28 protein-coding genes are annotated in these 26,478 nt (G+C 72.6%); 15 read left to right on the forward strand and 13 right to left on the reverse strand.

What is annotated here, in order from left to right; translation table 11 throughout:
• Nucleotides 1-48: 48 nt before the first annotated feature.
• Together IH50_RS0111390 and IH50_RS0111395 are read right to left on the reverse strand one after the other, a co-directional pair.
• Entirely contained in the window at nt 49-900 is an 852-nt protein-coding gene (locus IH50_RS0111390) for a transglutaminase-like domain-containing protein (protein ID WP_030860064.1), read from the reverse strand.
• Between the two features lie 17 nt (nt 901-917).
• Nucleotides 918-1,940: a GNAT family N-acetyltransferase gene (locus tag IH50_RS0111395; RefSeq protein ID WP_078913931.1), complete on the reverse strand. Its 1,023-nt coding sequence runs from the start codon at nt 1,938-1,940 to the stop codon at nt 918-920.
• A 140-nt stretch (nt 1,941-2,080) separates the two neighbouring features.
• On the opposite strand from IH50_RS0111395, the gene fdxA reads away from it, so the two are divergent.
• Together fdxA and IH50_RS0111405 are read left to right on the forward strand one after the other, a co-directional pair.
• Complete coding sequence (gene fdxA, locus IH50_RS0111400) at nt 2,081-2,398, forward strand: ferredoxin (protein WP_004926152.1); 318 nt, start codon at nt 2,081-2,083, stop codon at nt 2,396-2,398.
• Nucleotides 2,399-2,515: 117 nt separating this feature from the next.
• Entirely contained in the window at nt 2,516-3,613 is a 1,098-nt protein-coding gene (locus tag IH50_RS0111405; RefSeq protein WP_030860069.1) for a bifunctional succinyldiaminopimelate transaminase/glutamate-prephenate aminotransferase, read from the forward strand.
• 228 nt (nt 3,614-3,841) lie between these two features.
• On the opposite strand, the gene IH50_RS0111410 is transcribed toward IH50_RS0111405, so the two are convergent.
• Both IH50_RS0111410 and IH50_RS42005 read right to left on the reverse strand, forming a co-directional pair.
• Complete coding sequence (locus IH50_RS0111410; protein WP_030860072.1) at nt 3,842-4,144, reverse strand: hypothetical protein; 303 nt, start codon at nt 4,142-4,144, stop codon at nt 3,842-3,844.
• A 181-nt stretch (nt 4,145-4,325) separates the two neighbouring features.
• The gene (locus IH50_RS42005; RefSeq protein WP_078913932.1) at nt 4,326-5,318 is read right to left on the reverse strand and encodes a heavy metal transporter; all 993 of its coding nucleotides are present in this window, start codon (nt 5,316-5,318) and stop codon (nt 4,326-4,328) included.
• 84 nt (nt 5,319-5,402) lie between these two features.
• Here IH50_RS42005 and dapE point away from each other — a divergent pair, with 84 nt between their 5' ends.
• On the forward strand, nt 5,403-6,482 hold the full coding sequence (dapE, locus tag IH50_RS0111420; protein ID WP_030860077.1) for a succinyl-diaminopimelate desuccinylase: 1,080 nt from the start codon (nt 5,403-5,405) through the stop codon (nt 6,480-6,482).
• A 109-nt stretch (nt 6,483-6,591) separates the two neighbouring features.
• A complete protein-coding gene (locus tag IH50_RS0111425; RefSeq protein WP_030860079.1) occupies nt 6,592-7,350 on the forward strand; it encodes a TIGR00730 family Rossman fold protein in 759 nt (252 codons plus the stop codon).
• Nucleotides 7,351-7,473: 123 nt separating this feature from the next.
• Here the strand turns inward: IH50_RS0111425 and folP are convergent, their stop codons facing one another.
• Nucleotides 7,474-8,334, reverse strand: coding sequence for a dihydropteroate synthase (gene folP / locus IH50_RS0111430; protein WP_030860081.1), 861 nt, complete (start codon nt 8,332-8,334; stop codon nt 7,474-7,476).
• Nucleotides 8,335-8,585: 251 nt separating this feature from the next.
• Between folP and IH50_RS0111435 the strand changes: the two genes are divergently transcribed.
• Nucleotides 8,586-8,942 (forward strand): DivIVA domain-containing protein, encoded by a 357-nt coding sequence (locus tag IH50_RS0111435; protein ID WP_030860083.1) that lies wholly within the window; start codon nt 8,586-8,588, stop codon nt 8,940-8,942.
• The gene (locus IH50_RS0111440; protein ID WP_420709048.1) at nt 8,939-9,556 is read left to right on the forward strand and encodes a DNA-3-methyladenine glycosylase I; all 618 of its coding nucleotides are present in this window, start codon (nt 8,939-8,941) and stop codon (nt 9,554-9,556) included. The genes IH50_RS0111435 and IH50_RS0111440 overlap by 4 nt, the downstream gene beginning before the upstream one ends.
• 79 nt (nt 9,557-9,635) lie before the next feature.
• Here the strand turns inward: IH50_RS0111440 and IH50_RS0111445 are convergent, their stop codons facing one another.
• Nucleotides 9,636-10,439, reverse strand: coding sequence for an enoyl-CoA hydratase/isomerase family protein (locus IH50_RS0111445; protein WP_030860087.1), 804 nt, complete (start codon nt 10,437-10,439; stop codon nt 9,636-9,638).
• 379 nt (nt 10,440-10,818) lie between these two features.
• On the opposite strand from IH50_RS0111445, the gene IH50_RS39600 reads away from it, so the two are divergent.
• Nucleotides 10,819-10,986 (forward strand): DUF3117 domain-containing protein, encoded by a 168-nt coding sequence (locus IH50_RS39600; protein ID WP_003966491.1) that lies wholly within the window; start codon nt 10,819-10,821, stop codon nt 10,984-10,986.
• 102 nt (nt 10,987-11,088) lie between these two features.
• Here the strand turns inward: IH50_RS39600 and IH50_RS0111455 are convergent, their stop codons facing one another.
• Nucleotides 11,089-11,787, reverse strand: a complete 699-nt coding sequence (locus tag IH50_RS0111455; RefSeq protein WP_078913950.1) for an O-methyltransferase — start codon at nt 11,785-11,787, stop codon at nt 11,089-11,091.
• Nucleotides 11,788-12,063: 276 nt separating this feature from the next.
• Between IH50_RS0111455 and sigE the strand changes: the two genes are divergently transcribed.
• The 5 genes from sigE to IH50_RS0111480 all read left to right on the forward strand — a co-directional run bounded on the left by sigE (nt 12,064) and on the right by IH50_RS0111480 (nt 17,411).
• Nucleotides 12,064-12,723, forward strand: a complete 660-nt coding sequence (gene sigE, locus IH50_RS0111460) for an RNA polymerase sigma factor SigE (protein WP_030860091.1) — start codon at nt 12,064-12,066, stop codon at nt 12,721-12,723.
• The gene (locus IH50_RS0111465; RefSeq protein WP_030860093.1) at nt 12,720-13,679 is read left to right on the forward strand and encodes an anti-sigma factor family protein; all 960 of its coding nucleotides are present in this window, start codon (nt 12,720-12,722) and stop codon (nt 13,677-13,679) included. Before sigE ends, IH50_RS0111465 begins: the two co-directional genes overlap by 4 nt.
• Nucleotides 13,680-13,807: 128 nt before the next feature.
• Nucleotides 13,808-15,946 (forward strand): S1C family serine protease, encoded by a 2,139-nt coding sequence (locus tag IH50_RS42500; RefSeq protein WP_030860096.1) that lies wholly within the window; start codon nt 13,808-13,810, stop codon nt 15,944-15,946.
• Between the two features lie 126 nt (nt 15,947-16,072).
• Complete coding sequence (locus IH50_RS0111475) at nt 16,073-16,510, forward strand: sec-independent translocase (RefSeq protein ID WP_030860098.1); 438 nt, start codon at nt 16,073-16,075, stop codon at nt 16,508-16,510.
• Between the two features lie 226 nt (nt 16,511-16,736).
• On the forward strand, nt 16,737-17,411 hold the full coding sequence (locus tag IH50_RS0111480) for a hypothetical protein (RefSeq protein ID WP_030860099.1): 675 nt from the start codon (nt 16,737-16,739) through the stop codon (nt 17,409-17,411).
• 62 nt (nt 17,412-17,473) lie between these two features.
• Here the strand turns inward: IH50_RS0111480 and IH50_RS0111485 are convergent, their stop codons facing one another.
• The 3 genes from IH50_RS0111485 to IH50_RS0111495 are packed head-to-tail and all read right to left on the reverse strand — an operon-like array spanning nt 17,474 to nt 20,544.
• The gene (locus IH50_RS0111485) at nt 17,474-18,607 is read right to left on the reverse strand and encodes an Mrp/NBP35 family ATP-binding protein (protein WP_030860102.1); all 1,134 of its coding nucleotides are present in this window, start codon (nt 18,605-18,607) and stop codon (nt 17,474-17,476) included.
• A gap of 43 nt (nt 18,608-18,650) precedes the next feature.
• Entirely contained in the window at nt 18,651-19,259 is a 609-nt protein-coding gene (locus IH50_RS0111490) for a DUF1003 domain-containing protein (RefSeq protein ID WP_030860104.1), read from the reverse strand.
• On the reverse strand, nt 19,249-20,544 hold the full coding sequence (locus IH50_RS0111495) for a magnesium transporter MgtE N-terminal domain-containing protein (protein WP_030860106.1): 1,296 nt from the start codon (nt 20,542-20,544) through the stop codon (nt 19,249-19,251). The genes IH50_RS0111490 and IH50_RS0111495 overlap by 11 nt, the downstream gene beginning before the upstream one ends.
• 215 nt (nt 20,545-20,759) lie before the next feature.
• On the opposite strand from IH50_RS0111495, the gene IH50_RS0111500 reads away from it, so the two are divergent.
• Nucleotides 20,760-21,515 carry a hypothetical protein gene (locus tag IH50_RS0111500; RefSeq protein WP_030860108.1) on the forward strand — a complete coding sequence of 252 codons (756 nt, stop codon included), beginning with the start codon at nt 20,760-20,762 and terminating at the stop codon, nt 21,513-21,515.
• A 102-nt stretch (nt 21,516-21,617) separates the two neighbouring features.
• Here IH50_RS0111500 and IH50_RS0111505 read toward each other — a convergent pair whose 3' ends face one another.
• On the reverse strand, nt 21,618-22,133 hold the full coding sequence (locus IH50_RS0111505) for a hypothetical protein (protein ID WP_030860110.1): 516 nt from the start codon (nt 22,131-22,133) through the stop codon (nt 21,618-21,620).
• 32 nt (nt 22,134-22,165) lie between these two features.
• Nucleotides 22,166-23,287 (reverse strand): magnesium and cobalt transport protein CorA, encoded by a 1,122-nt coding sequence (locus IH50_RS0111510; protein ID WP_030860112.1) that lies wholly within the window; start codon nt 23,285-23,287, stop codon nt 22,166-22,168.
• Between the two features lie 497 nt (nt 23,288-23,784).
• On the opposite strand from IH50_RS0111510, the gene IH50_RS0111515 reads away from it, so the two are divergent.
• On the forward strand, nt 23,785-24,369 hold the full coding sequence (locus tag IH50_RS0111515) for a suppressor of fused domain protein (protein ID WP_030860114.1): 585 nt from the start codon (nt 23,785-23,787) through the stop codon (nt 24,367-24,369).
• Between the two features lie 30 nt (nt 24,370-24,399).
• Here the strand turns inward: IH50_RS0111515 and IH50_RS0111520 are convergent, their stop codons facing one another.
• Nucleotides 24,400-25,635, reverse strand: coding sequence for an MFS transporter (locus tag IH50_RS0111520; RefSeq protein ID WP_030860117.1), 1,236 nt, complete (start codon nt 25,633-25,635; stop codon nt 24,400-24,402).
• A 162-nt stretch (nt 25,636-25,797) separates the two neighbouring features.
• Here IH50_RS0111520 and IH50_RS0111525 point away from each other — a divergent pair, with 162 nt between their 5' ends.
• Nucleotides 25,798-26,439 (forward strand): DUF6758 family protein, encoded by a 642-nt coding sequence (locus IH50_RS0111525; protein ID WP_030860119.1) that lies wholly within the window; start codon nt 25,798-25,800, stop codon nt 26,437-26,439.
• Nucleotides 26,440-26,478 lie beyond the last annotated feature (39 nt).

Below are 26,478 nucleotides of genomic sequence, written 5' to 3' on the forward strand. Positions count from 1 at the left end.
CGCGACGTCCAAAAGCGGGCGCCCGGTGATCCACCGGGCGCCCGCTTCCTAGTTGAGCAGTGCCCGCGCCGCCTGCGCCTGGCCCCGGATCCGTTCCGCCGCCGGCCCGTCCACCGCCGCCACCGTCTCCGCGTACGCCTCCAGCTCCCGCGCGCCGTCCCGGAAGTCACCGCGCCGCACCAGCAGCTGCGCCCGCTCGTAGCGCAGCCGTGCCGGGTGCGAGGGGAGCAGCAGGGACAGGTCCACCGCCCACAGCCCCACACCGGAGTGCTCGGGACGCGCCGCCGACCACGCCCGGACGTTGTTCAGGATCCGCAGGACGACGTCCAGCGTCCCCGCCGGCGTCAGCATCGACGCGTCCAGCGGCGCCCCCGTCGCCCCGGTGACCAGCAGCTCCGCGTCGGCGCCGGTCAGCACCCGGCCCCCGTCGAAGGGGTCGGCGAGCACCTGCCCCTCCGCCTCCCCGAAGCCGACGACGAAGTGCCCCGGCAGCGCCACCCCGTACACCGGCGCACCCGCCCGCCGGGCCACCTCCATCCACACCACCGACAGCAGGATCGGCAGCCCGCGCCGCCGCCGCACCACCTCGTGCAGCAGCGACGACTCCAGCCGCCGGTAGTCGTCCGGAACGCCGTGGAAGCCGTACCGCTCGCCCAGCAGCTCCCGCAGCGCCCGCGCCCACGCGTACGGCGAACCGGGCCGGTAGGGCAGCTCACCGGCCAGCCGGTCCAGCTCCACCTCCACGGCGTCCATGCCCGCCTCGTCCAGCGTGCCGTCCGCCTCCGCGCCGACCAGCAGGCACAGCGTGGTCAGGTCCGGCCGCTCGCAGCGGGCCTCCTCGGCGAACCGCCGGCGCAGTTCGGCGGAGCGCTCGGGCGACGGGGGGCGTGGAGCGCGCATACCCGGTTCGTGCCCGCTCACGGCGCTCCCTCACCCGCCGGAGCCGACGATTCCGGAGCGCGGTGGTGGTGGTACGCGTGGTGTGCGGCGAAGCCCATGCGGTCGTACAGCGCCCGTGCCCCGGCGTTGTCCTCCTCGACCTGGAGCCAGGCCGCCGAGGCGCCCTCGTCCAGCGCCCGCCGGGCCAGCGCCGCCATCACGGCCGTCGCCAGCCCTCGCCGCCGCCGCGCCGGGTCCACCTCGACCGCCGCGAACCCGGCCCACCGCCCGTCCACGACACACCGCCCGATGGCGGCCGGAGCGTCGTCGCCGGGCACGGTCGCGAACCACACCGAAGGCCCGCTCCCCAGCACCCGCAGGGCCACCTCGCCCACCCCCTTGCGCCGGTACCGGGCCAGCCACGCCTCGTCGGCCTCCCGCGACAGCACGACCCCGGACGGCTCCCCGCCCAGGTCGGCGACCGGCGCCAGCGGACCCGTCCACAGCTCGGCGGTCACCTCCCGCACCCAGCCCCGCCGCTCCAGCTCCGCGCAGAGCGGCTCCTGCGCCCCCTCGGCGCCGGTCGCGGTCTGCACGTACGCGGGCAGCCCCCGCGCGGCGTACCAGCGGCGTACGGCCGTCAGCGCGTCGTCCAGCGGCACGCCCGGGTCGCCGAGCGGCAGGACGGAGTTGGCCCGCCGCGTGAACCCTTCGGCGGCGCGCAGCTCCCACTCGCCCAGCCGCTCGTTCTCCACTGGCCGCCACGCCCGCGCGGAGACCCGGGCCAGCTCCTCGTACGAGGCCGCCGGACCCCGGCGCCGCGCCGGGGCGGACGGGACTACCTTGCCCGCGACCAGCGAGGACTCCGCGATGCGGACACTCTCGCCGTTCTTCCTTGTGATCCGCAGCACACCGTTGTCCCATGATGTGAGAACACCGACCGTGTCGGTGAACCTCTCACCCGAGGGGCCATGTTCGATCAAGCACCGTACGGAGACCCGTTTTCCCACGTCAGCAGTGGTGATACGGACCTCGAGGCGCCCGGCGGCAGAGATTTCCACAGGTCAGTTCACCCCTCCTGTTCGGATCATGCCCAAGAACGGAGATACTAGGGGCGGGCATCGACGACGCCGCGCTCCCGCGCGCCAGGCGGCGGAGCCTGAGGAGGCCCGCCAGCGCCCTATCGAGGAGGAACGACAGCGTGACCTACGTCATCGCGCAGCCTTGTGTCGACGTGAAGGACAAGGCGTGCATCGAGGAGTGCCCGGTCGACTGCATCTACGAGGGCCAGCGGTCCTTGTACATCCACCCGGACGAATGCGTCGACTGTGGTGCCTGTGAGCCGGTCTGCCCGGTCGAGGCGATCTTCTACGAGGACGACACTCCGGAGGAGTGGAAGGACTACTACAAGGCGAACGTCGAGTTCTTCGACGAGCTCGGCTCGCCCGGCGGCGCCAGCAAGCTGGGTCTGATCGAGCGGGACCACCCGTTCATCGCCGCGCTGCCGCCGCAGGCGTAGCCGTCCCGCCGGAGACGGCCCCGCATCGACGTGCCGCCCCGGTCCCGTACGGTCCGATCCTCCCGATCGCCGTACGGGACCGAGGCGTTTACCGGATCAGAAAGTGAGCCCGTGACCGTGTCCGCAGTCTCCGACCGGCTGCCCGTCTTCCCCTGGGACAAGCTGGAGCCGTACAAGAAGACGGCCGCCGCGCACCCCGACGGCATCGTCGACCTCTCGGTCGGCACCCCCGTCGACCCGGTGCCCGAGCCCGTCCAGAAGGCCCTGATCGCCGCGGCGGACTCACCGGGCTACCCCACGGTCTGGGGCACGCCGGAACTGCGCGACGCGCTCACCCGCTGGACGGAGCGCCGGCTGGGCGCCCGCGGGGTCACCCACCACCACGTCCTGCCGGTCGTCGGCTCCAAGGAACTGGTCGCCTGGCTCCCCACCCAGCTCGGACTCGGCCCCGGCGACCAGGTCGCCTTCCCGCGCCTGGCCTACCCGACGTACGAGGTCGGCGCCCGCCTCGCCCGCGCGGACCACGTGGCGTACGACGACCCCACCGAGCTGGACCCGGCGAACCTGAAGCTGCTCTGGCTGAACTCCCCGTCCAACCCGACGGGCCGGGTGCTGTCCAAGGAGGAGCTGACGAGGATCGTCGCCTGGGCCCGCGAGCACGGCGTCCTCGTCCTCTCCGACGAGTGCTACATCGAGCTGGGCTGGGAGGCCGACCCGGTCTCGGTGCTGCACCCCGACGTCAACGGCGGGTCGTACGACGGGATCGTCGCGGTCCACTCCCTGTCCAAGCGGTCCAACCTCGCCGGTTACCGCGCCGCGTTCCTGGCCGGCGACCCGGCGGTCCTCGGTCCGCTGCTGCAGATCCGCAAGCACGGCGGGATGATGACCTCCGCGCCGACCCAGGCGGCCGTGGTCGCGGCCCTGGGCGACGACGAGCACGTCCGCGTCCAGCGGGAGCGCTACGCGGCCCGCCGCACCGCCCTGCGCGAGGCCCTGCTGGGGCACGGCTTCCGCATCGAGCACAGCGAGGCCAGCCTCTACCTGTGGGCGACCCGCGACGAGTCCTGCTGGACCACGGTCGCCCACCTCGCCGACCGGGGCATCCTGGTCGCCCCCGGCGACTTCTACGGCCCCGCGGGCGAGAAGTTCGTCCGCGTGGCCCTCACCGCGACGGACGAACGCGTCCAGGCCGCGGTGACCCGCCTGACACCCTGAGCCGGCCGGCCTGACTGCGGACCCGCCTGCCCCGGCCTGGCTGTGGGCAGTCGTTCCGCAGGGCGATGGGGGTACCTCCCATGCCTTTCGGGCAATGGGGGAGGGTGGGCACAGCCCACCAACGCCGGGCCACCGCCCGGCACACGTTCACCGCACCGACGTGAACGACGGGGCCTGGGAACACACCCCAGACCCCGTCGTCGTGACAGGCCGGCCGCAGGCCAGGCCTCAGCCGACCGGCAGCCCCTTCACGGGTGCACCCTTGGTGAGGGACCCGGCGGTCTTCTTCACGGTCTTGCCGGCCGCCGGCGCCACCTTGTCGGCGCCACCCGTGGTCTTCGTGACGTCCCGCGTCACATCGTCCACGGTGTCGCCGGCGGCCCCGTCCACGGCGGTCAGCCCGCCGAGGTCCGGCGCGGCCGGCAGCGCCGGAGCCGCACTGGCGGAACCGGCCGCGCCGACCCCGGCGGCCGCTCCCGCAGCGACGAGCAGCGCGGCACGGGCGATCCGACGGGTCAGGGGGAGGGACATGGTGCTCCTTCGACGGGAGAGAACGCTGACGCCGTGACTACCGTCCGACCGCCGGGAAGGTTGCGGCGGGGCAACGCAAAGAGTTGGCAATGCGTCGCATTATCGGCCGTACACGACGCCCGCATGACGCCTGCGGGTGACTCCCCGCACGCCTGCACGGTCGTCCTCCCGCGCGGACGCGCTACGGCATCGTCGTGATGGTCACGACCCCCGCACCGCCCGTGGCCCCCGAGCCCTCCGTGTTCTTGCCGTCCACCGGCCGCCACCGGCTGTCGGTGTGCCCGGCCGTCCACTCCCGCCCCGCGTACGACACCCGCCTTATGCGCAGCTCGGAAGCGTTGGCCACGGCCCAGTGGGCCAACTGCCAGCCACGCGCCCCGGCATCGGCGCCCTCCTCGACGGTGACCGGAAGCCGCACGGTCCCCCCGCCGGACTCCACCGGAGCGGCGCTCACCGAGGGCGAGGGTGAGGGGGAGGGCGAGGACGCGGCCCCCACCTCCGCACCGGCCGGTTCCAGCGCGTCCCGCCCGAAGTCCCGCGCCAGCGCCGCCCGCACCGCGTCCGCGCCCGCCGCCCGCGTCGCCGCCGGCCGGCCCTCGCAGGTCAGCGTCGCCGCCGAGCGCCCGGTGAGGGCGGCGGCCAGCAGCGCGGCGTCCGGCTCGTGCTTGGCGTACGCCTGCGGATAGCCGCTGCGCTGCACCCGCTGCGCGGCGACGGTGAGCGGCAGCCGGGTGTAGCCCGGCACCTCCTCCAGGTGCTCGTAGAACTTCCCCGCCGCGTACGTCGGGTCCATGATCTCCTCCGGCGTGCCCCAGCCCTGTGAGGGACGCTGCTGGAACAGGCCCAGCGAGTCACGGTCGCCGTGCTCGATGTTGCGCAGCGCCGACTCCTGCAGCGCGGTCGCCAGCGCGATCGTCACCGCCCGCTCGGGCAGCTCGCGCGCGGTGCCCACGGCGGTGATCGTCGCCGCGTTCACCGCCTGCTCGGGTGTGAACTCGTACATCGCCCCGTCGCCCTTGCCCGAGACGACCTTGCAGCCGGGAGCGCCCGCGCGGCCGGTGTCGTACTGGACCACGACGTATCCGGCGACCGCGGACAGGACCGCGAAGCCCGCACTCCAGCGGAGAAAACGGCCACGGCGTGTGCGCTTGGAAGGAAGTGACGGCTCTGACACGCGTACAAGGTACTGGAGAGTACGGTTCCTCGTGCGCCAGGTGCGGACAGTGGCCGGGACGCCCGGCGCGCTAGGGTCGACGGCATGGCCGACACCCCGCTTGACCTCACGCTGGACGCCGCGCGCCTGACCGCGCGGCTCGTCGACTTCCCCTCCGTCAGCGGCACCGAGAAGCCGCTCGCGGACGCGATCGAGGACGCGCTGCGCGCCCTGCCGCACCTCACCGTCGACCGTTACGGCAACAACGTGGTGGCCCGGACGCGGCTGGGGCGCCCGGAGCGGGTGATCCTCGCCGGCCACATCGACACGGTCCCGATCGCGGACAACGTCCCCTCCCGGCTCGACGGCGACGGCGTGCTGTGGGGCTGCGGCACCTGCGACATGAAGTCCGGCGTGGCCGTCCAGCTGCGCATCGCGGCCACGGTCCCCACGCCCAACCGCGACCTGACCTTCGTCTTCTACGACAACGAGGAGGTCGCCGCCGACCTCAACGGCCTGAAGCACATGGCCGAGGCGCACCCCGACTGGCTGGAGGGCGACTTCGCGGTGCTCCTCGAACCCTCCGACGGACAGGTGGAGGGCGGCTGCCAGGGCACCCTGCGGGTACTGCTGAGGACCACCGGCGAACGCGCCCACTCCGCGCGGAGCTGGATGGGCTCCAACGCGATCCACGCCGCCGCCCCGATCCTCGCCCGCCTGGCCGCCTACGAACCCCGCTACCCGGTGATCGACGGACTGGAGTACCGCGAGGGCCTGAACGCGGTCGGCATCTCCGGGGGAGTGGCCGGCAACGTCATCCCCGACGAGTGCGTCGTCACCGTGAACTTCCGCTACGCCCCCGACCGCAGCGAGGAGGAGGCCCTCGCCCATGTCCGCGAGGTCTTCGCGGACTGCGGGGTGACGGACTTCGTCGTCGACGACCACAGCGGCGCGGCACTGCCCGGCCTGTCCCACCCGGCCGCGGCCGCCTTCATCGAGGCGGTGGGGGGCACCCCGCAGCCCAAGTACGGCTGGACGGACGTCTCCCGCTTCTCGGCACTGGGCATCCCGGCGGTCAACTACGGTCCCGGCAACCCCCACCTGGCGCACAAGCGGGACGAGCGCGTGGACACCGCGAAGATCCTCGCGGGGGAGGAGCGGCTGCGGTCCTGGCTGACGGCGTGACGCGGACCGGGTTTGCGCCGCTGTGTTCCGGACATGCTCAGGTCCCTCGTACGTAACCCCTGTGGATCTACGCTGAGGCGGAACGACCGGCACGACGGAGGGAGCGCACATGGCTACCGGCAACCCCGAGGGGAAGCAGCAGCCGCCGGAGGAGAAGCGCCTGGGGCCGGTCCTCCGCCGGCGGGACCAGGTGCAGGCGAGCACCACCGACCAGCGGCTGCTGGACGAGCGGGCGCCCACGGACTGGGTCCACACCGACCCCTGGCGGGTGCTGCGCATCCAGTCGGAGTTCATCGAGGGCTTCGGCACGCTCGCCGAACTCCCGCCCGCCATCAGCGTCTTCGGCTCGGCGCGCACACCGGTGGACTCGGCGGAGTACGAGGCGGGCGTCCGGCTGGGCCGGGGCCTGGTCGACGCGGGCTTCGCGGTGATCACCGGCGGCGGTCCGGGGGCCATGGAGGCCGCCAACAAGGGCGCGTGCGACGCGAAGGGCGTCTCGGTCGGCCTGGGCATCGAACTGCCCTTCGAACAGGGGCTCAACCCCTACGTCGACATCGGCCTGAACTTCCGGTACTTCTTCGTCCGCAAGATGATGTTCGTCAAGTACGCCCAGGGCTTCGTGGTCCTGCCCGGCGGCCTGGGCACCCTGGACGAACTCTTCGAGGCCCTGACCCTGGTCCAGACCCAGAAGGTCACCCGCTTCCCCATCGTCCTGTTCGGCACCGACTACTGGGGCGGCCTGGTCGACTGGCTCCGCCACACGGTCATCGCCCAGGGCAAGGCGGCGGAGAAGGACCTGCTGCTGTTCCACGTCACGGACGACGTGGACGAGGCGGTGGCCCTGGTCTCGAAGGAGGCGGGCCGCTAGAGGTCTTTCAAAGGGCGCCTTTTCAACGCACCGAGCCGGGCGGCGGGTGGGCAAAGGCCGGGGGGCCGGGGGCGGAGCCCCCGGAGGACGGGAAGGGAAGGGGCGGCGGGGGCGAAAAAATCCCTACGCCAGCCCCCTCCGAGCAACAGCCGGCTCCCGCTCCCCGGCGATCGCCGACACCATGTCCAGCACCTGCCGGGTCTCGGCGACCTCGTGCACCCGGTACACCCGCGCCCCCAGCCACGCCGACACCGCCGTCGTCGCCAGCGTCCCCACCACCCGCTCCTTCACCGGCCGGTCCAGCGTCTCCCCCACGAAGTCCTTGTTGGACAGGGAGACGAGCACCGGCCACCCGGTGGAGACCATCTCCCCCAGCCGCCGGGTCGCCTCGAGACTGTGCCGCGTGTTCTTCCCGAAGTCGTGCCCCGGATCGATCATCACCGACTCCCGGGGCACCCCCAGCGACACCGCCCGCTCCGCCAGCCCCACGGTCACGTCGAGGATGTCGGCCATGACGTCGTCGTACGTCACCCGGTGCGGCCGGGTCCGCGGCTGCGCACCGCCCGCGTGGGTGCACACCAGCCCCGCCCCGTACCGCGCGGCGACCTCCGCGAGCCGCGGATCGACCCCGCCCCACGCGTCGTTCAGCACGTCCGCGCCCGCCTCGCACACGGCCTCGCCGACCTCGTGCCGCCAGGTGTCCACGCTGATCACGACGTCCGGGAAGCGCCGCCGCACCTCGGCGACGAAGCCGACCGTCCGCCGCACCTCCTCCTCGGCCGTGACCTCCTCGCCCGGCCCGGCCTTCACCCCGCCGATGTCGATGATCGCGGCGCCCTCCGCCACCGCCTGCTCCACCCGCGTCAGCGCCGGCTCGTCGTGGAACGTGGCGCCCTGGTCGTAGAAGGAGTCCGGGGTCCGGTTCACGATCGCCATGACGACCCGCTCGTGCGGTGCGAATTCCCGCCTGCCCAGCCTGAGCATCCCCTGTGACCTCTTCCTCTTCCTCGTGCGATCCCGTCCTCGCGCCGCCTCACGAACACCTGGCGGCCCGAGGGCCTGTCCTCCGGATCACCCCGGCCCGCTCACCGGTGTGTGCGAGGCTCTGTACCCCGGAGTCGGGTTGATCCGAAGGTCAGGCCCCGACTGTCAGACTCGCATGGCACGATCGGAGCCACACATCCGACTCCGAATCGCATCCGACTCATCCGACCGTGGGGGCCCCGGCGATGGTTATGTTCCTGTTCCTGGTCGTCGCGCTCGCCGTCGTGGTCGCCGCGGTGACCCTCGCCGTGGTGGGCGGCGGCGACAGCGCCCCGCTGCCCGAGGCGGCCCCCGAGCGCCTGCGGGACACCCTGCCGCCCGACCGGCCGGTCAGCCGCGCGGACGTGGACGGCCTGCGCTTCCCGCTCGCCGCCCGCGGCTACCGCATGGCCGACGTGGACGACGCCCTCGGCCGCCTCGGCGCGGAGCTCGCCGAGCGCGACGACCGGATCGCCGGCCTGGAGTCCGCGCTGGCCGGCGCCCGCGCCGCCGCGGCCCGCGTCTCCATGGACAAGCCGGCCCCGCACCACGAGGACGAGCAGCCGTGAGCGACGAAGCGGTCGTGAGCGGCGAGGCAGCCGCTCCCGTGGGCCCGGACGGCCTCCCGCGCTGCCCCTGGGCACTGTCCACCGCGGACTACGTGACGTACCACGACGAGGAGTGGGGCCGCCCGGTCCACGGCGACGACGCCCTCTTCGAGCGCCTCAGCCTGGAGGCGTTCCAGTCGGGCCTGTCCTGGATCACCATCCTGCGGCGCCGCCCCGGGTTCCGCGCCGCCTTCGCCGGCTTCAGGATCGCGAAGGTCGCGGAGTTCACCGACACCGACCGCGAGCGCCTGCTGGCCGACACGGGCATCATCCGCAACCGCGCCAAGATCGACGCGACGCTCGCCAACGCGCGCGAGCTGGCCGGATGGGCGCCCGGCGACCTGGACGCCCTGATCTGGTCCCACGCCCCCGACCCGGCCGGCCGTCCGGCACCGAAGACCCTCGCCGACGTCCCCGCGGTGACCCCGGAGTCGACGGCCCTGTCCAAGGCCCTGAAGAAACGGGGCCTGCGCTTCGTCGGCCCGACCACGGCGTACGCCCTGATGCAGGCCTGCGGTCTGGTCAACGACCACCTGGAGACGTGCGTGGCAAGAAAAAGCCCGTCCGGCGATTGAGGACGAGGCCCTTCGGGCCGACACGGGGGTCCGGGGGCGGAGCCCCTGGTAAAGGCCCGCCCCCTATAGGGGCGAGGGCTCACCGCCCCGAATACGTCGGCTTCTCCTTGTTCACGAACGCCCGCACCGCGATCGCGTGGTCCTCCGAGGAGCCCGCCCGGGTCTGGAGCTCGTCCTCCTTCTCCAGGGCCTCCTCCAACGAGTGGCTCAGCCCGTACGCCACGGACTCCTTCAGCGCCGCGTACGCCACCGTCGGCCCCTCGGCCAGCGCCCGTGCCACGTTCTCCGCCTCCGCGCGCAGCTCCGCCGCGGGGACCAGCCGGTTGGCGATGCCCAGCTCGTACGCCTCCTGCGCGGAGACGTTGCGCGGGAAGAGCAGCAGGTCGGTGGCGCGCCCGGGGCCGATCACACGCGGCAGCGTCCAGGAGATCCCGGAGTCCGCGGTCAACGCGACCCCGGCGAACGAGGTGTTGAACGCCGCCGTGTCCGCGACGATCCGGTAGTCCGCGGCCAGCGCGAAGCCGAAGCCGGCGCCCGCCGCGACCCCGTTCACCGCCGCGACCACCGGCTTCGCGGCCCCGGCGATCGCCTTCACGATCGGGTTGTAGTGCTCGCGCACCGTGCTCATCGTCTGCCCCGAACCGGTCTCCCGGTCCTCGGTCAGCAGCCCGATGTGTTCCTTGAGGTCCTGCCCGACGCAGAACGCCCGGTCCCCGGCCGCGGTCAGCAGCACGGCGCGTACGGCGTCGTCGTCCGCGGCGGACCGGACCGCGTCCCGGAGGGCGACCTTCGCCGCGACGTTCAGCGCGTTCATCGCCTCCGGGCGGTTGAGCGTGATCGTCGCGAGTCCGTCGCTCACCTCGTAGAGCACGGTGTCGGCCATGGCGTATCCCTCCGTGTGGCGGCTCGGGGCCTACCGGCCGGTAGGCGCCGTCTGCAGGACAGCATGACGGAGATCACCGGCCGTGGCGGGTGGCCGACGTGTGACCTGCGTCAAACAATCCCTGTCCGTTTCCGATCGGCGGATGTGTGCGCGGTGGCGCAGTATCGCAGTCACATCGCCGAATTGAGTGGTTTTGCTCGCGTGCGTTGCCCAAGCGATGCCGACCGATGTTGGTCATCGGGTCCCGCCATGCGGGATAATGACCTGGAAGCAATGTGTTCGATGCCGGTGGCGTGTGTCCTGCTTCAAGGACCGCAGGTGCCCTTCAGTGGGCCGTCGGCTCAGACGGTTTAGCCGGGTTTCAGGAAGGGGAACGAGCATGGCGGCCATGAAGCCGCGGACGGGTGATGGCCCGCTCGAGGTGACCAAGGAGGGGCGGGGCATCGTCATGCGCGTTCCGCTCGAAGGCGGCGGTCGGCTCGTCGTCGAGCTGACCCCGGACGAGGCCGACGCGCTCGGCGACGCCCTCAAGAAGGTCGTCGGCTGACGCGCAAGCGACCATACCCTTTCGGCCGCCCCGGCACCGCACGCGGTGCCGGGGCGGCTGTTTCGCGTACGGGCGGAAGGGCGCGCGGACCGGGTCCGCCGGTCACCGCTTGACGGCGCAGAGCAGCCCGTCCCCCACCGGCAGCAGTGACGACACCAGTTCCGTGCTCTCGCGCACGGTCCGCACCAGCTCCCGCAGGCGCAGCACCTCGGTCGGCTGCGGTCCGGAGTCCACCGTGCGTCCGTTCGCGAAGAGCCCTTCGAAGGCGACCAGCCCTCCCGGGCGCAGCAGACGCAACGATTCGGCGAGATAGTCCTGGTACTCGTGCCGGTCGCCGTCGCAGAAGACCAGGTCGTAACCGGCGTCCGCGAGACGGGGCAGGACGTCCAGCGCGCGGCCCGGGATGAAACGGGCCCTGTTCCCGGCGAAACCGGCGTCGCGGAACGCCTGGCGGGCGGACTGCTGGTGCTCCGGCTCCTGGTCGACCGTGGTCAGCACCCCGTCCGGCCGCATCCCGTGCAGCAGGTGGATCCCGGAGACTCCGCAGCCGGTGCCGATCTCCGCGACCGCCTTGGCGTCCACGCTGGCGGCCAGCAGCCGCAGCGCCGCGCCCGTGCCGGGCGACACCGAGCGCAGCCCCGCGTCACGGGCCCGGTCACGGGCCCGGTGCAGCGCTTCGTCCTCGGCGACATAGGCGTCGGAGAACGCCCAGCTCGTCTGCCGGTTGGCGGTAATGACCCTCTCCTGTCCCCGTGGAAGCCTCGGCGTGACTGTATCCGTTGGCGTCGGGAACCCGCAGATGGGACCGGTCGTTTGAAGGGGTGAGCAAGTGGCGTGTGCCGTGACGGGGGGCAGGCAGTGGACGAGGACGCCGAGCAAGTGCTGACGCAGCCGTACGAGCCGTGGCAGCCCAGATCAAATTCTCGTAAAACCGCTTATCCGGAGCTAACGGGCGAGGTGGCTATGGTAGGGGCTCCACTGGACACCACCAGAGCCGATAGGGGAGGTGCGGCTGCGCCTGTGGATCGCGCAGGAGTGCTGCGGCGCTTCCTCGGATCGGCGGGCAGGCCGAAATCCGTGAACAACACCGCTGCTGACCATCACCGCGCCGGCGACCCGGCCCAGACCGCGACTTTCTCCACCGACGCGGACGGGCAGGCGTGGACTCCGCCCACCTGGGAGGAGATCGTCAGCATGCACAGCGGCCGGGTCTACCGGCTCGCCTACCGCCTCACCGGCAACCAGCACGACGCCGAGGACCTCACCCAGGAGGTCTTCGTCCGCGTCTTCCGCTCCCTGTCGACGTACACGCCGGGCACCTTCGAGGGCTGGCTGCACCGCATCACCACCAACCTCTTCCTGGACATGGTCCGCCGCAAGCAGCGCATCCGTTTCGACGCGCTGGGCGAGGACGCGGCCGAGCGGCTGCCCAGCAAGGAGCCCACGCCGCAGCAGGTGTTCCACGACGCCCACTTCGACGCGGACGTCCAGCAGGCCCTCGACACCCTCGCCCCCGAGTTCCGCGCCGCCGTCGTCCTGTGCGACATCGAGGGGCTGTCGTACGAGGAGATCGCGGCCACCCTGGGCGTCAAGCTCGGCACCGTCCGGTCCCGGATCCACCGCGGCCGTTCCCAGCTGCGCAAGGCCCTCGCGCACCGCTCGCCCAAGGCGCGCGCGGAGCACCGCTCCTTCGTGCCGCGTGTTCCCGCACTGGGAGGAGGGGGCGCGAGCGCGTGAGCGGTTCACGGCCGAAGTCTGCCGAGGGACACCTCGCAGAGCAGCACCTGGGAGACCGGCTTTCCGCCCTGGTGGACGGAGAGCTCGGTCATGACGCGCGTGAGCGCGTACTGGCGCACGTCGCCACCTGCGCGAAGTGCAAGGCGGAGGTGGACGCGCAGCGCCGTCTGAAGAACGTGTTCGCGCAGGCGGCGCCCCCACCGCCCTCCGAGAGCTTCCTGGCCCGCCTCCAGGGGCTGCCGGCCGGGGGCGACCTCGGCGACGGCGGCTCGCCGCTGGGCGGCGGAGGGCTGCCGGGCGGTACGCCGGGGCGGTTCGGCGGGGACTCCGGGGTCTTCGGGACCAGGCGGGGCGAGCGCTTCGAGTTCGCCTACGAGCCCGTCCGGCGGCACGGGGCCGCGCTGCCGGCCGCCGCGGACGGCCGGGGCTTCGCCGTCCACGACGTCAGCCGCCACGAGAGCGACCGGCCGTCCTCCCGCGGGCTGCGGTTCGCGTTCGTCGCCGCCGGGGCGGTGTCGCTGGCTGCGATCGCGCTCGGCGGGGTCACCGCCACGGGCACACCCACCGAAACGGAGGTGCGCGGCGCGGGCAAGGGCAGCAACGTCACGCCGATGCGCACGCAGGGCACGGGCGCGGCGGTGCCCGAGTCCCAGCGGCGCCGCGGCGTGGGTCCGCTGCTGGGCCAGTCGACGGGCCGGAGCGCGCCCGCGGACACCCCGGTCGCCCCGACCGCGGTCTCCGCGCCGCTGCTGCCCGGCATCCCGGCGCCGACGGAGCACCGTCCCGTGCCGGGCACGCCGATGACGGGCGGTGCGACGGCGATGTCCCCGCTGATACGACCGCTCACCTCGACCCCGCCGCTCACCCTGACCACGTGGGCCGTCTCCGCCGGGCTCAGGGACCCCGGCCTCCTCACCGCGGGTACGACACCGGCTCCCACGCCCACGTCCCGCTGAACCGTTCGGTGCGCGAGGGCGCGCGACCTGGTTGAATCCAGGGGCGCGCCCAGGCCCAGCCGGGTGCCGAGCCTGTAGTTTCGCGGCCACCGCTGTCGTGCGGTGCCGTGTCCAGCCGTGGGGAGAGCATGAACGAGGGGAAGCCGGGCCCATCGGGGGAGGAGCCGACCACGCGTCCCGAGGGACACGACGGCGACTTCGAACTGGCCCGCCCGCACCGCGGGCCGGCCGCCGCCGGCGACGGCCACGAGGGCGACTACGAACTGGACCGCCCCCTGCGGCCCGAGGGCTCCGAGGACCGGCCCCTCGAGCCCGCTCCCGGCGCCCCGGACCCTGTGGCCTCCGCCACACCGCCCGGCGCCTCCGCCGCCGGGACCGACATCCCCGACGAGCCCGCCCGGGACACGCCCCCGTCCGCCCCGGCCCCCGGCGCGTCCGACACCCCTGCCGGGGAGACGCCCCCGTCCGTCCCGGCCCCCGGCCCCTCCCTCGTGAAGGCCGACGCCCCCGCCGGGGCCGTGTCTCCGTCGGCCCCGGTCCCTGGCGCGTCCGACGCCTCCGCCGAGGACATGCCCCCGTCCGTCCCGGCCCCCGGCCCCTCCCTCGTGAAGGCCGACGCCTCTGCCGGGCCCCTGCCCCCGTCCACCCCGGCCCCCGGCGTGTCCGACGCCTCCGCCGGGGACGCGCCCCCGGCCGTTCCCGCACCCGCGGTCTCCGGCCCGCCGCCGGTGGCTTTCGGGCCCTCCGCCCCCGAGCAGCGGACGCCCCTGCACGACCCCGATCCCTACAGCACCCCGCCGTACGGCGAACCGGGCCCCTGGGCGCCCGCCCCGCCCGTACAGCACCCGGCGACGACACCCGCGCACGGCATGACGCTCGCGGCGCCTCCCACGTCCCCGGACCCGACGCCCCACACCGGTCCCGTACCGCAGGGCGCACCCCCGGCGCCTCCCTCGGTCCCGGGCGCGGCACCGCACGGCGCCCCCGCAGTGCCCGTCATCCCCGCGCAAGCGCACCCGGACAGCCAGGTGCCCCCGGCCCAGGACGCCCCGGCCGCCGACCCCTGGGGGCGTTACGACCCCTGGGCGGCGGCCGCCGCCGCGCCGCTGCAGCAGGCCGGGCCCACCGTGGTCAGCGAGAAGCAGAAGCGCCGGCGGGCGCGGCGGGCGCTCATCGGGGCCGCGCTGGTGCTCGCGCTCGTCTCCGGCGGCATCGGCGGGATCATCGGCACGTATCTGGAGCGCAACGGCGGCGTGGGCACCGTGGAGCTGCCGCAGGCCGGGAAGGAGGATGCCGCACGCGACCCCGGCAGCGTCGCCGGAATCGCCGCACAGGCCCTGCCCAGCGTCGTCACCCTGCACGTCAGCGGCTCCGGCGAGGCCGGCACCGGCACCGGCACCGGCTTCGTGCTCGACGGGCGCGGTCACATCCTCACCAACGACCACGTCGTCCAGCCCGCGGGGGACGACGGCGAGATCACCGTCACCTTCCACAGCGGTGACACCGCCGAGGCCACCGTCGTGGGCCGGGACAGCGGCTACGACCTCGCCGTCGTGAAGGTGAAGGGCGTCAGCGGACTCACCCCCCTGCCGCTGGGCAACTCCGACAACGTGCGGGTCGGCGACCCCGTCGTCGCCATCGGCGCCCCCTTCGACCTGGCCGGCACCGTCACCTCCGGCATCATCAGCGCCCGCGAGCGGCCCATCACCGCCGGCGGCGAGGAGGGCGACGGCAGCGACGTGTCGTACGTCGACGCCCTGCAGACCGACGCGCCGATCAACCCCGGCAACTCCGGCGGCCCCCTGCTCGACGCCAGGGCCCGGGTGATCGGCATCAACTCGGCCATCCGCTCCGCCGGCGGCGGCGCCGACCCGGACGCCGGTCAGGCAGGCTCCATAGGACTCGGCTTCGCCATCCCCATCAACCAGGGCAAGCGCGTCGCCGAGGAGCTGATCAACACCGGGAAGGCCACCCACCCGGTGATCGGCATCACCCTCGACATGCAGTACGGCGGCGACGGCGCCCGCGTCGCGGAGAAGGGCGGCGACGGCGGACCCCCGGTCAGCACCGGCGGCCCCGGCGCCCAGGCCGGGATCAAGGCCGGTGACGTCATCACCGAGGTCGACGGCCGGCGCGTCCACTCCGGTGAGGAACTCATCATCAGGACCCGTGCCCACCGCCCCGGCGACCGCCTCGAACTCACCCTGGAGCGGGACGGCGAGGAGCGGACGGTCACCCTGACGCTCGGTTCCTCGGCGGGTGACTGAGGCGGATGAGCCCCGGGACGGTACCGGACGCACGGGGTGGCCGGGTACCGTGGACCCGGCCCGGACCACGGAAGACCGCAGGCCGCCCCGGGGACCGAGGACCGAAGGCATCGCGAGGAGCTTCAGGTGTTCAATGACATAGGACCGCTCGAGCTGGTGACGCTGATCGTCCTCGCCGTGCTCGTCTTCGGTCCGGACAAGCTCCCCAAGGTCATCCAGGACGTGACGCGCACGATCCGGAAGATCCGGGACTTCTCGGAGAGCGCCAAGCAGGACATCCGGCAGGAACTCGGCCCGGAGTTCAAGGACTTCGAGTTCGAGGACCTCAACCCCAAGACGTTCATCCGCAAGCAGCTGGACAACGACGACCTGGGGCTCAAGGAGATCCGTAACGGCTTCGACCTGAAGAAGGAGATGGCCGAGGTCGCGGACGCCGTCCACGGCCGCGACACCGACTCCCCGTCCTCCGCCCCGTCCGCCTCCGGTGGCCGTGTGGACATGACCAAGAAGCCCGAGACGCCGGCGGCAGACGACCGCCCGCCCTTCGACGCGGACGCCACCTGAGCCGTCCGGCGCCGGGGCGTACACCCCCGCGTACGTGATGTGTCTCATACTCCACCCGGGCCCCGCACGGCCTGATCAGGGCGTCCGCACGGCCCACGCGCCGGGCGGTTTCCCAGCCTCCGACGTCAAGGTGGTTATGCTGCCGAGTTGTTGTGCGGAACGGACGAGTACGCCCGAAGGGGGGCGGGCCGCCCGGTCCGACGAGAGCGAGGAGGCGTCCGGCCACATGGAGACGACGAGTTCGGCAGTCGCGCAGGCGCCGGCCGCGGAGGGCGGAGAACCCGTTCCCTCCGCCCGGCGCAGTGTCGACGGCTATCTGCGTGCGCCCTTCCCCTGGTACGGCCTCGACGAGGCCTTCACGGGGCGGCGCTGGCTGATGCAGGTCGGACTGGCGGCCGACGGGGCCGTCGAGCACGGATCGGTCGGGCACGGCGACGAGCCCTCGGTGCGCAGCGAGTACACGGCCGGGACCGACCAGGAGGCCAAGGAGAGGTTCGCGGTCGTGGTGACCGTGGCCGCCAACCCGGTGCGCCGCAGCGCCGACGGCACCGGTCTGCTGGAGGCCACCTCGGTCTCCTCCGCCGCCTGGCTCGCCGGGGTGGGGCTGCTGTCCTTCACCTGGCCCGGCCAGATGGACCACTCCCTGCGCGACGACTGGCTGGACCAGCAGACGGAGACCGCCTGGGTCCTCGCGGACGACCTGGAGAGCGAGGACTGGTCGACGCTGACGCTACCCGTGGACGGGACGCCGACGCCGTTCCACTACCGGGAGTCCGAGTTCGGCTGGGTGCTCGCGGGTTCCACGGCGGCGGGCGTGCACGTGGGGGCGTACGGCAGGGGGATGAGCGCGTACGGCCTCGGCTTCGCCGTGGTCAAGGACATCACCGCGTACGACGCCTGAGCGGGTCCGTACACGGAAGGGCGCCGTCCGGCAGCGGACGGCGCCCTCGTGCGTGAGAGACCTCAGAACTTGTTGCGCGGGGTGATCCCCAGGGACATGCCCGACAGCCCCCGCTGCCGCCCGCCCAGCTTGCCGGCGATCGAGCGGAGCGCCGAGCCCGCCGGGGAGTCGGGGTCGGACAGCACCACGGGCTTGCCCTCGTCGCCGCCCTCGCGCAGCCGGACGTCGATCGGGATGGCGCCGAGCACCGGCACGGTCGCCCCGGTCGTCCGGGTCAGGCCGTCGGCGACGGTCTGGCCGCCGCCCGTGCCGAAGACGTCGACCATCTCGCCGCAGTGCGGGCAGGGCAGCCCGGACATGTTCTCGACCACGCCGACGATCTTCTGGTGCGTCTGCACGGCGATGGAGCCCGCCCGCTCGGCCACCTCGGCCGCCGCCTGCTGGGGCGTGGTGACGACGAGGATCTCCGCGTTCGGCACGAGCTGGGCCACGGAGATCGCGATGTCACCGGTGCCGGGCGGCAGATCGAGCAGCAGCACGTCCAGGTCGCCCCAGTACACGTCCGCCAGGAACTGCTGGAGCGCGCGGTGCAGCATCGGACCGCGCCACACCACGGGCGCGTTGCCCGGGGTGAACATGCCGATGGAGATCACCTTCACGCCGTTCGCCGACGGCGGCATGATCATGTTCTCGACCTGGGTGGGACGCCCGTCGGCGCCCAGCATGCGCGGCACCGAGTGGCCGTAGATGTCGGCGTCCACGACACCGACCTTCAGCCCGTCGGCCGCCATCGCCGCCGCCAGGTTCACCGTCACCGAGGACTTGCCGACGCCGCCCTTGCCGGACGCGACCGCGTAGACCCGGGTCAGGCTGCCCGGCTTGGCGAAGGGCACCTCGCGCTCGGTCTGGCCGCCGCGCAGGGCGCTCGCCAGCTCCTTGCGCTGCTCGTCGCTCATGACGTCCAGCGTCACGTCGACCTGGGTGACCCCCTCGACCCGGGAGACCGCGTCCGTCACACGCTGCGTGATCGTGTCCCGCATGGGGCAGCCGGAGACCGTCAGGTACACGGTGACCGCGACCGCCCCGTCCGCCCCGATCTCCACCGATTTGACCATGCCGAGTTCGGTGATGGGCCGGTTGATCTCGGGGTCGTTCACCGTCGCCAGTGCCTCGCGCACCGCGTCTTCCGTAGCCATACGGACGATGGTACGGCGCCGGGTACACCCGCCGGTAAGGACGTCAGCGGTCGTCTGCGTCACGTCCCGGCGGGTGTTCCGCCCGCATCGCCGGGAAAGTGCCCTGATGGTCCTTGTGGCCGTTCTGCCGTCCCTCCAGTTCCTTGACCATGTCCTGGAGCTCCGAGCGGATCCAGTCCCGCGTGGCCACCTCCCCGAGTCCGATCCGCAGGGCGGCGATCTCCCGGGTCAGGTACTCGGTGTCCGCGATCGACCGCTCGTTCTGCTTGCGGTCCTGCTCCAGGTTGACCCGGTCCCGGTCGTCCTGCCTGTTCTGCGCGAGCAGGATCAGCGGGGCGGCGTAGGAGGCCTGCAGGGACAGCATCAGGGTCAGGAAGATGAACGGGTACTCGTCGAAGCGCAGCTCCTTCGGCGCGGACACGTTCCACACCACCCACAGGACGATGACGAACGTCATCCAGACGATGAACCGCCCGGTGCCCAGGAACCGCGCGACGCTCTCCGAGAGCCGCCCGAAGGCCTCCGGGTCCCACTCGGGCAGGAAGCGGCGCCTGGGAGGGCGCGGCTGGTCCAGACGGGGCGTACGCGGCCGTCCGGCGGCCGTGGCGCCCGCCGGCACGCGCTCGCGCACGCCGTCGCGCTCAGGAGCCATCGGTCACCACCCCCTCGTCCTCGTTCTCGTCGAGGTGGAACTCGGTCTCCCGCCAGTCGTCGGGCAGCATGTGGTCCAGTACGTCGTCCACCGTCACCGCGCCCAGCAGCGACCCCGCCTCGTCGACCACCGGCGCCGCCACCATGTCGTACGTGGCGAAGAACCCGGCGACCACGGGCAGCGCCGCGTCCGGGTCCAGGGGCTGGAGGTCGTCGTCCAGGATCGAGCCGACCAGCGTGTACGGGGGGTCGCGCAGCAGGCGCTGGAAGTGGACCGTGCCCAGGTACTTGCCGGTGGGCGTCTCCTCGGGCGGGCGGCAGACGTAGATCTGCGCGGCGTGCGCGGGGGAGAGGTCCGGCTCGCGGATCCGGGCGAGGGCGTCCGCGACGGTCGCGTCGGGCCGCAGTACGATCGGCTCGGTCGTCATCAGACCGCCCGCCGTGTGCTCCTCGTACGCCATCAGGCGCCGCATGTCGGCCGCGTCGGAGGGCTGCATCAGGCTCAGCAGCCGCTCCTTGTCCGCCTCGGGCAGCTCGCCCAGCAGGTCGGCCGCGTCGTCGGGGTCCATGGCCTCCAGGACGTCGGCGGCGCGCTCCTCCTTCAGCTTGCCGAGGATCTCGATCTGGTCGTCCTCGGGCAGCTCCTCCAGGACGTCGGCGAGCCGGTCGTCGTCGAGGGCGGCGGCCACCTCCGCGCGCCGTTTGGGGGAGAGGTGGTGCAGGACGTTGGCGAGGTCGGCGGGGCGGAGCTGTTCGAAGGTGGCGAGCAGGTTCTCGGCGCCCTGCCCCTGCTCCTCCAGGGAGAACCCGGTGACCGCGGACCACTCGACGGTCAGCGCCTCGCCCTTGCCGCGCCGGAACGCGCCGCCCTTCTTCCCCTTGCGCACGAAGACCCGGTCGATCTCCCACTCGCGGCGGGCCGGGAGCTGATGCACCGACAGGTCCAGGACGGTGACCTCCTCGCCGCCCTCCACGAGCGTCACCCGCCGGTCGAGCAGTTCACCGAAGACGAGCCGCTCGGTGGGCCGCTGCTCGAAGCGCCGGACGTTGAGCACCCCGGTCGTGATGACCTGGCCGGACTGCACGGCGGTCACCCGGGTCATGGGCAGGAAGATACGACGGCGGGTGGAGAGCTCGACCACCAGGCCGAGCAGCCGCGGCGGACGCCGGCCCGGCCGCAGGATGACGACCAGGTCGCGCACGCGCCCCACCTGGTCGCCGGCCGGATCGAAGACGGCGACACCGGAGACGTGCGAGACGAAGAACCGGGGGGCGCCCCCTGCCATGGCCGCCACTCCTTTCCGCGCGGGGTCTTTCGTTGCCGTGTACTGCCTGCCGCGTCTGTTATCCGGATTGCCCGCTCGGGTGGGCTTCAGGCTAGCCCGTACCGATCATCCGTGCGCCGGCGACCGGTCCGGACGGACTGGCTCCGCCCCGTCCACCCGGCCCCGGTACCCTGCGGTACGCCGTTCAGGTCCCCCGTCAGAGAGGCAGCCCACCTGTGATTCCGATCTACCGGGGCCGTTCCCGCAGGGCCGTGCTGGCCGGCGCCGTGTGCGCGCTGCTCGTGACGGGGACGGTGCTCACGGGATGCTCCGAGGATCCGAATGAGGGCACCAACGGTGTCGGCAGACTGCCCGCCGACCAGATCCGGAGCAGAGCCCAGAAGGCCGCCGAGTCGGCCGGCACCGTACGGCTGCACGGCACCGTGGTCACCAGCGGACGCACGTACACGCTGGACATGCGGCTGAAGGAGGAGGGCGGCATCGGCTCGGTCACCACCGAGGGCGAGACGTTTCGCCTGCTGCGGGTCGACGACGAGCTGTACCTGAAGGCCGGTGCCGAGTTCTGGGGGCACGAGGACGGTGAGGCGGACGACGGCAAGGCGGACGCGGCGGCGGCCGGCAAGCTCGCCGAGAAGTATGTGAAGGTGCCGCAGGACGATCCGTCGTACAAGAAGTTCATCGGCTTCGCGGACAAGAATGTCCTCCTCGACGGTCTGCTGACCCTGCACGGCGAACTGGCCACGGACGGCCACCACGAGCAGTCGGGCGTCCGCACCATCCGCGTCACCGGCGACGAGGGGGCGGGCGGCACCCTGGACGTCTCCCTGGAGGGCAAGCCGTACCCGGTGCGCCTGGTGCGCGCCGGCAAGGCGGGCACCCTCACCTTCTCCTCCTGGGGCACCGACTTCGACCTGAAGGAACCGGCCAAGGACGAGACCCTCGACTACGGCAAGCAGCTCCCGACGTCCTGAGGAGCGCCGTCCGGGCCGGGCCCGCCCCGGGCGACGGCGCGCCCTCGTTGAGGGGGGCGCGTGCCGGGGCCCGCGCCCCCGGCCGGATCCGCACGGCACCCCTCAGGCCCGCCGCTTCCTGTTCTTGAGCAGCAGTCGGGGCAGTCCCGCCGGGACGGGGTGCCGGGTCGTCGCCGGTGTCGGCAGGGGGGACTCGGCCAGGGAGCCGTCGGGGAGCGGAGCCGTCGCCCCGGTCGGCTCCAGGCGCAGGACGCGGCACTCGCGGGCCCAGCGCCCGGTCATCGCCTCGCCGTCGGGCGCGTTGAGCCGCTTGCCCTTGAGGTCGGCGACCGCCGCCTCCCACTCCTCGGAGCCCGGCGGCAGTTCCACGACCGTCGCCGTCCAGGAGACCAGCCGGCCGCCCTTGTCCTTGCTGCGGACCGTCACCTCGACGGAGGCGCCGTCGGCCAGCCCCGGCAGCGGCTGCTCCCCGGGCCCGTCGCCGACCACGCACGCGGCACCCTCGTGCCACACGTGCCACAGCGCACGGGCCGCGGCGCCGGGTCCCTTGACCCAGACGAGGCCGGACTTCTTCGTGGCCTCCTCGATGAGGGCCCGGTCGAGCAGCGCACTTGTCATGGGCCCAGCCTATCCAGGCGCTCCCGGGGCGCTCAGAGCCAGCCGTTGCGCTTCAGGGTGCGGTGGATGCCCAGACAGATGGCCACCGTGACACTGAGGATCACCGGGTAGCCGTACCTCCAGTGGGTCTCCGGCATGTAGTCGAAGTTCATCCCGTACACCCCGCACACCATCGTCGGTACGGCGATGATCGCGGCCCACGAGGTGATCTTCCGCATGTCCTCGTTCTGCGCCACGGACGCCTGGGCGAGGTTGGCCTGGAGGATGGAGTTCAGCAGTTCGTCGAAGCCGATGACCTGCTCCTGCACCCGGGCCAGGTGGTCGGCCACGTCCCGGAAGTACTTCTGGATGTCCGGGTCGACCAGCCGCATCGGCCGCTCGCTCAGCAACTGCATCGGCCGCAGCAGCGGCGACACGGCCCGCTTGAACTCCAGGACCTCACGCTTGAGTTGGTAGATCCGCCCGGCGTCGGTGCCGCGCGGGGAGCCCTTGCGGCCCGGCGAGAACACCTCCGTCTCGACCTCGTCGATGTCGTCCTGCACCGCGTCGGCCACCGCGATGTAGCCGTCCACCACATGGTCGGCGATGGCGTGCAGCACCGCCGAGGGGCCCTTGGCCAGCAGTTCGGGGTCGTCCTGGAGGCGGTGCCTGAGGGCCCGCAGGGAGCCCTGCCCGCCGTGCCGGACGGTGATGAGGAAGTCCCGGCCGGTGAAGCACATCACCTCACCGGTCTCGACGACCTCGTTGCTGGCGGAGAGTTCGTCGTGGTCGACGTAGTGGACGGTCTTGAAGACCGTGAACAGGGAGTCGTCGTAGCGCTCCAGCTTGGGCCGCTGATGGGCCTGGACGGCGTCCTCCACGGCCAGCGGGTGCAGGCCGAACTCCCGCGCGATCCCGGCGAATTCGGCCTCGTTCGGCTCGTGCAGACCGATCCACACGAAGCCTCCGTCGCGGCGCACCAGCCGCATCGCCTCGTGCGGGGTGAGCGGGCCGTTCTCGGCCGGCAGGCGGCGGCCGTCGCGGTAGACGGCGCAGTCGACGACGGCGGTGGTCGTCGCGGGGTCGCGGGTGGTGTCGTACGGGCCGCTCTCCTTGCGCAGCGGGACACGGGAGGAGGGACGGACCACGGCGCGCAGGTCGCGGATCATCGACATGGCGGGCTCCTTCGCGGGCGGGCAACGAAAGGCGCCGGAACGACGGGTGGAACAACCCGGAATGAGGACGTCCTGGACTGCGGATGTTTGGCGCGTCCACAAAGCGGGGAGCACCGCACCGTCGCGGTGGCGGGCTTCGTCGCTGATACAGCTACTGGGGCAGATCAGGCGGAACGAAACAAAGTGCTCTTCCGATGAAGACGCGCGAACGAAAGGCGGGAGCCAGACAGGAGCAGCTACATCAGAGGGCGGAAGAGCGGGTGCTACTGCACGGTCGACTTCGGTCCATGCCAGCCCCACCTCCTCCGGCCGGTCCCTCGTAAGGGACGATTTACAATCCCCTCGGGGATTCCTCCCTCTGGACGGGGAGTGTCACACAGGCGTTCGGGACGATCGGACGCTTCTGCGTGCTGCCCGAACCACCGGCCAAGCGTATCAGCCGACTGCCATGTCAAGGCTCTGCTTTGCCCGGTACTGACGAGTTCTATGCTCGCCGCATGGCTGATGTTCTTCCTCTGGTCGAGGCCCGGTTGCGTACGACGCTGGGCGAACCGGACGCCCGCGCGGCGGTCACCTTCCTGGGCACGGACCGCATCGAGGTGCTGCGCTTCCACGAGGGCGACCTCGTGCGCTACGCCACCCTCGGCATGTCCGCGCAGCCCATGACCGACCCCACGGCGGTGATCGCGGACCCGGTCAAGGGGCCGCGCGCCGAGCTGGTGCTGTCCGTCCGGGGCGGCGCGGCCGACACCGACAAGGTGCTCCGCCCGCTCGCCGTGCTCGCCGCGTCCCCGCAGGTCGAGGGCGTGGTCGTGGCCCCGGGCGCCTCGCTGGACGTGGGTGAACCGCTGTGGCCCGGTGCCCCGTTCACCTCGGTACTGGTCGCCGAGCCGGGCGGACTGGTGGAGGACCTGGAGCTCGACGAGCCCCTGGACCCCGTACGGTTCCTGCCGCTGCTGCCGATGACCCCGAACGAGGCCGCCTGGAAGCGGGTGCACGGCGCCCAGGCCCTCCAGGAACGCTGGCTGAACCAGGGAACGGACCTGCGGGATCCGTCCCGCGGGTCCGTGCCGCTGGAGTGAGTGAGGTCACCAACACGCTCCGGGTTCCGGTCAGTTGGCGAAGACGGTGACGCCGTCCTCGGCGGCGTGGCGCGGCTGGAGCTCCTCGGTCTCGTGGACGAGCGCCCGGCGCCGTACGACGACCACCAGCGCGCCCAGCACCGCCGTGACCGCCGCGACCACGAACGGGACGTGGACGTCGGTCCACTCCTCGATCTTCGGCGCGAAGAAGGGCGCGGCGGCCGCCGCGAACCAGCGCACGAAGTTGTAGCCGGCGCTCGCCACCGGCCGGGGCGCGTCCGACACCCCGAGCGCCAGCTCGGTGTAGACCGTGTTGTTCACGCCGATGAGGGCGCCGGACAGGACGGTGCAGACGACGGCGGTGGTGTGGTCGCCGTAGCCGAGGACGAGCACGTCCGCCGCGAGCAGCAGCAGCGAGCCGCCCAGCACCTTCAGCGAGCCGAACCGCTTCTGCAGCCGGGGTGCCACGAGCACCGAGAAGACGGCGAGCAGCACGCCCCAGGCGAAGAACACCGCGCCCGACCGGTACGGGGACATGTCCAGCACGAACGGCGTGAAGGCCAGCACGGTGAAGAACGTGTAGTTGTAGAAGAACGCCGAGACCGCCGCGGACGCCAGTCCGCCGTGCCCGAGCGCCCTGAGCGGGTCGAGCAGCGAGGTCCTGCGGGCCGGCTTCGGCTGTTCCCTCAGGAACACCGCGATGCACAGGAAGCCGACCGCCATCAGAACGGCCGTACCGAAGAACGGGTAGCGCCAGCTCGCGTCGCCGAGCAGCGCGCCCACCAGCGGCCCGCAGGCCATGCCGAGGCCGAGGGCGGACTCGTACAGCAGGATGGCCGCCGCGCTGCCGCCCGCCGCCGCGCCGACGATGACCGCGAGGGCCGTGGAGACGAACAGCGCGTTGCCGAGGCCCCAGCCCGCCCGGAAGCCGACCAGCTCGCCGACCGATCCCGAGGTGCCGGACAGTCCGGCGAAGACCACGACGAGCGCGAGTCCGAGCAGCAGGGTCTTCCGCCCGCCGACGCGGCTGGAGACGAAGCCGGTCACCAGCATCGCGAGCGCGGTGATGAGGAAGTACGAGGTGAAGAGCAGGGAGACCTGCCCGGCGGTGGCGTCGAGGCCCTTGGCGATGGAGGGCAGGATCGGGTCGACGAGCCCGATCCCCATGAAGGCGACGACGGACGCGCCGGCCGTCGCCCACACGGACTTCGGCTGGCGGAGGATGCCGCCCGATCCCGTGTCGAAGGGGTCGTTGGGGTCGTCCATGGGTGCTCCAATCCCGGACAGAGAGCTGTGATTGGGTCGTACACACAATAGCTTAGCTAAGCTAATTAATGCAATCTACATCTAGTTCCTCACGTGGCCGGTTCCGCCCGGACGGGTGATCGTCCTTGACGTGGCGCGGCCGGGGTAGGACCGTGGGGCCCTATGAGGGGCGAACCCAGTTGCCCGAAGTGTGGTGGCCGGGTCAGGGCTCCCGGCCTCTTCTCGGATGCCTGGCAGTGCGCTGCACACGGCACCGTGCACCCGATGCAGCCCGTGATACCGCCGAGCGTCGAGGCCCTCGAAGTCGCCGTGCGCCGCGCGAAGGTGCCGGTGTGGATGCCGTGGCCGCTGCCGGTGGGCTGGCTGTTCACGGGTGTGGCCAGCGCGGGCGACGATCGCAGCGGGGGCCGGGCGACCGCCGTCGCGTGCACCGGGCCGGGGCCACTCGGCGGCATGGGCGAGCTCATCCTGGTCGCCGAGGAGCTCGGCGTGGGCCTCGGCGCGCGGTACGCGGGCGTCGACGGCCCGGACCCGGGGCCGTACATGAACGTCGAGAAGCCGCCCCAGGCCAAGGTGCTGGCCGCCGGCCGCCCGACCCCGCTCTGGCACGTCGCCAAGACGCCGGACGACCGCGCCGTCTTCGCGGGCGAGGCGCTCGGGATGTGGCTGTGGGCGGTGGTGTGGCCGGAACAGTCCGGGCTGCTGATGTACGACGAACTGGTCCTCGCCGACCTGCGGGACGCGGGGGCCGAGGTGGAGCTGATGCCCTGCGGGGCGCTGTCACCGCGCCTGCTGGAGACGTAGGCGTCCGGAGGCGTGGATGCCTGGAGGCGTGACGCCTGG

Origin of the sequence: Streptomyces sp. NRRL S-37 (genome assembly GCF_000721605.1) — a bacterium.
Taxonomy (GTDB): Bacteria; Actinomycetota; Actinomycetes; order Streptomycetales; family Streptomycetaceae; genus Streptomyces.

Excerpts from the sequence above, each read along its gene's own strand:
- IH50_RS0111485 (WP_030860102.1), bottom strand. The coding sequence starts at position 18,607 with ATGGCTACGGAAGACGCGGTGCGCGAGGCACTGGCGACGGTGAACGAC.
- IH50_RS0111505 (WP_030860110.1), bottom strand. The coding sequence starts at position 22,133 with ATGACAAGTGCGCTGCTCGACCGGGCCCTCATCGAGGAGGCCACGAAG.
- IH50_RS0111410 (WP_030860072.1), bottom strand. The coding sequence starts at position 4,144 with ATGTCCCTCCCCCTGACCCGTCGGATCGCCCGTGCCGCGCTGCTCGTC.
- IH50_RS39600 (WP_003966491.1), top strand. The coding sequence starts at position 10,819 with ATGGCGGCCATGAAGCCGCGGACGGGTGATGGCCCGCTCGAGGTGACC.
- IH50_RS0111445 (WP_030860087.1), bottom strand. The coding sequence starts at position 10,439 with ATGGCCGACACCGTGCTCTACGAGGTGAGCGACGGACTCGCGACGATC.
- IH50_RS0111495 (WP_030860106.1), bottom strand. The coding sequence starts at position 20,544 with ATGGCAGGGGGCGCCCCCCGGTTCTTCGTCTCGCACGTCTCCGGTGTC.
- folP (WP_030860081.1), bottom strand. The coding sequence starts at position 8,334 with ATGCTCAGGCTGGGCAGGCGGGAATTCGCACCGCACGAGCGGGTCGTC.
- IH50_RS0111515 (WP_030860114.1), top strand. The coding sequence starts at position 23,785 with ATGGCTGATGTTCTTCCTCTGGTCGAGGCCCGGTTGCGTACGACGCTG.
- IH50_RS0111520 (WP_030860117.1), bottom strand. The coding sequence starts at position 25,635 with ATGGACGACCCCAACGACCCCTTCGACACGGGATCGGGCGGCATCCTC.
- IH50_RS0111390 (WP_030860064.1), bottom strand. The coding sequence starts at position 900 with ATGCGCGCTCCACGCCCCCCGTCGCCCGAGCGCTCCGCCGAACTGCGC.
- IH50_RS0111510 (WP_030860112.1), bottom strand. The coding sequence starts at position 23,287 with ATGTCGATGATCCGCGACCTGCGCGCCGTGGTCCGTCCCTCCTCCCGT.
- IH50_RS0111435 (WP_030860083.1), top strand. The coding sequence starts at position 8,586 with ATGTTCCTGTTCCTGGTCGTCGCGCTCGCCGTCGTGGTCGCCGCGGTG.
- IH50_RS0111480 (WP_030860099.1), top strand. The coding sequence starts at position 16,737 with ATGGAGACGACGAGTTCGGCAGTCGCGCAGGCGCCGGCCGCGGAGGGC.
- IH50_RS0111425 (WP_030860079.1), top strand. The coding sequence starts at position 6,592 with ATGGCTACCGGCAACCCCGAGGGGAAGCAGCAGCCGCCGGAGGAGAAG.
- dapE (WP_030860077.1), top strand. The coding sequence starts at position 5,403 with ATGGCCGACACCCCGCTTGACCTCACGCTGGACGCCGCGCGCCTGACC.
- IH50_RS42500 (WP_030860096.1), top strand. The coding sequence starts at position 13,808 with ATGAACGAGGGGAAGCCGGGCCCATCGGGGGAGGAGCCGACCACGCGT.
- IH50_RS0111525 (WP_030860119.1), top strand. The coding sequence starts at position 25,798 with ATGAGGGGCGAACCCAGTTGCCCGAAGTGTGGTGGCCGGGTCAGGGCT.
- IH50_RS0111490 (WP_030860104.1), bottom strand. The coding sequence starts at position 19,259 with ATGGCTCCTGAGCGCGACGGCGTGCGCGAGCGCGTGCCGGCGGGCGCC.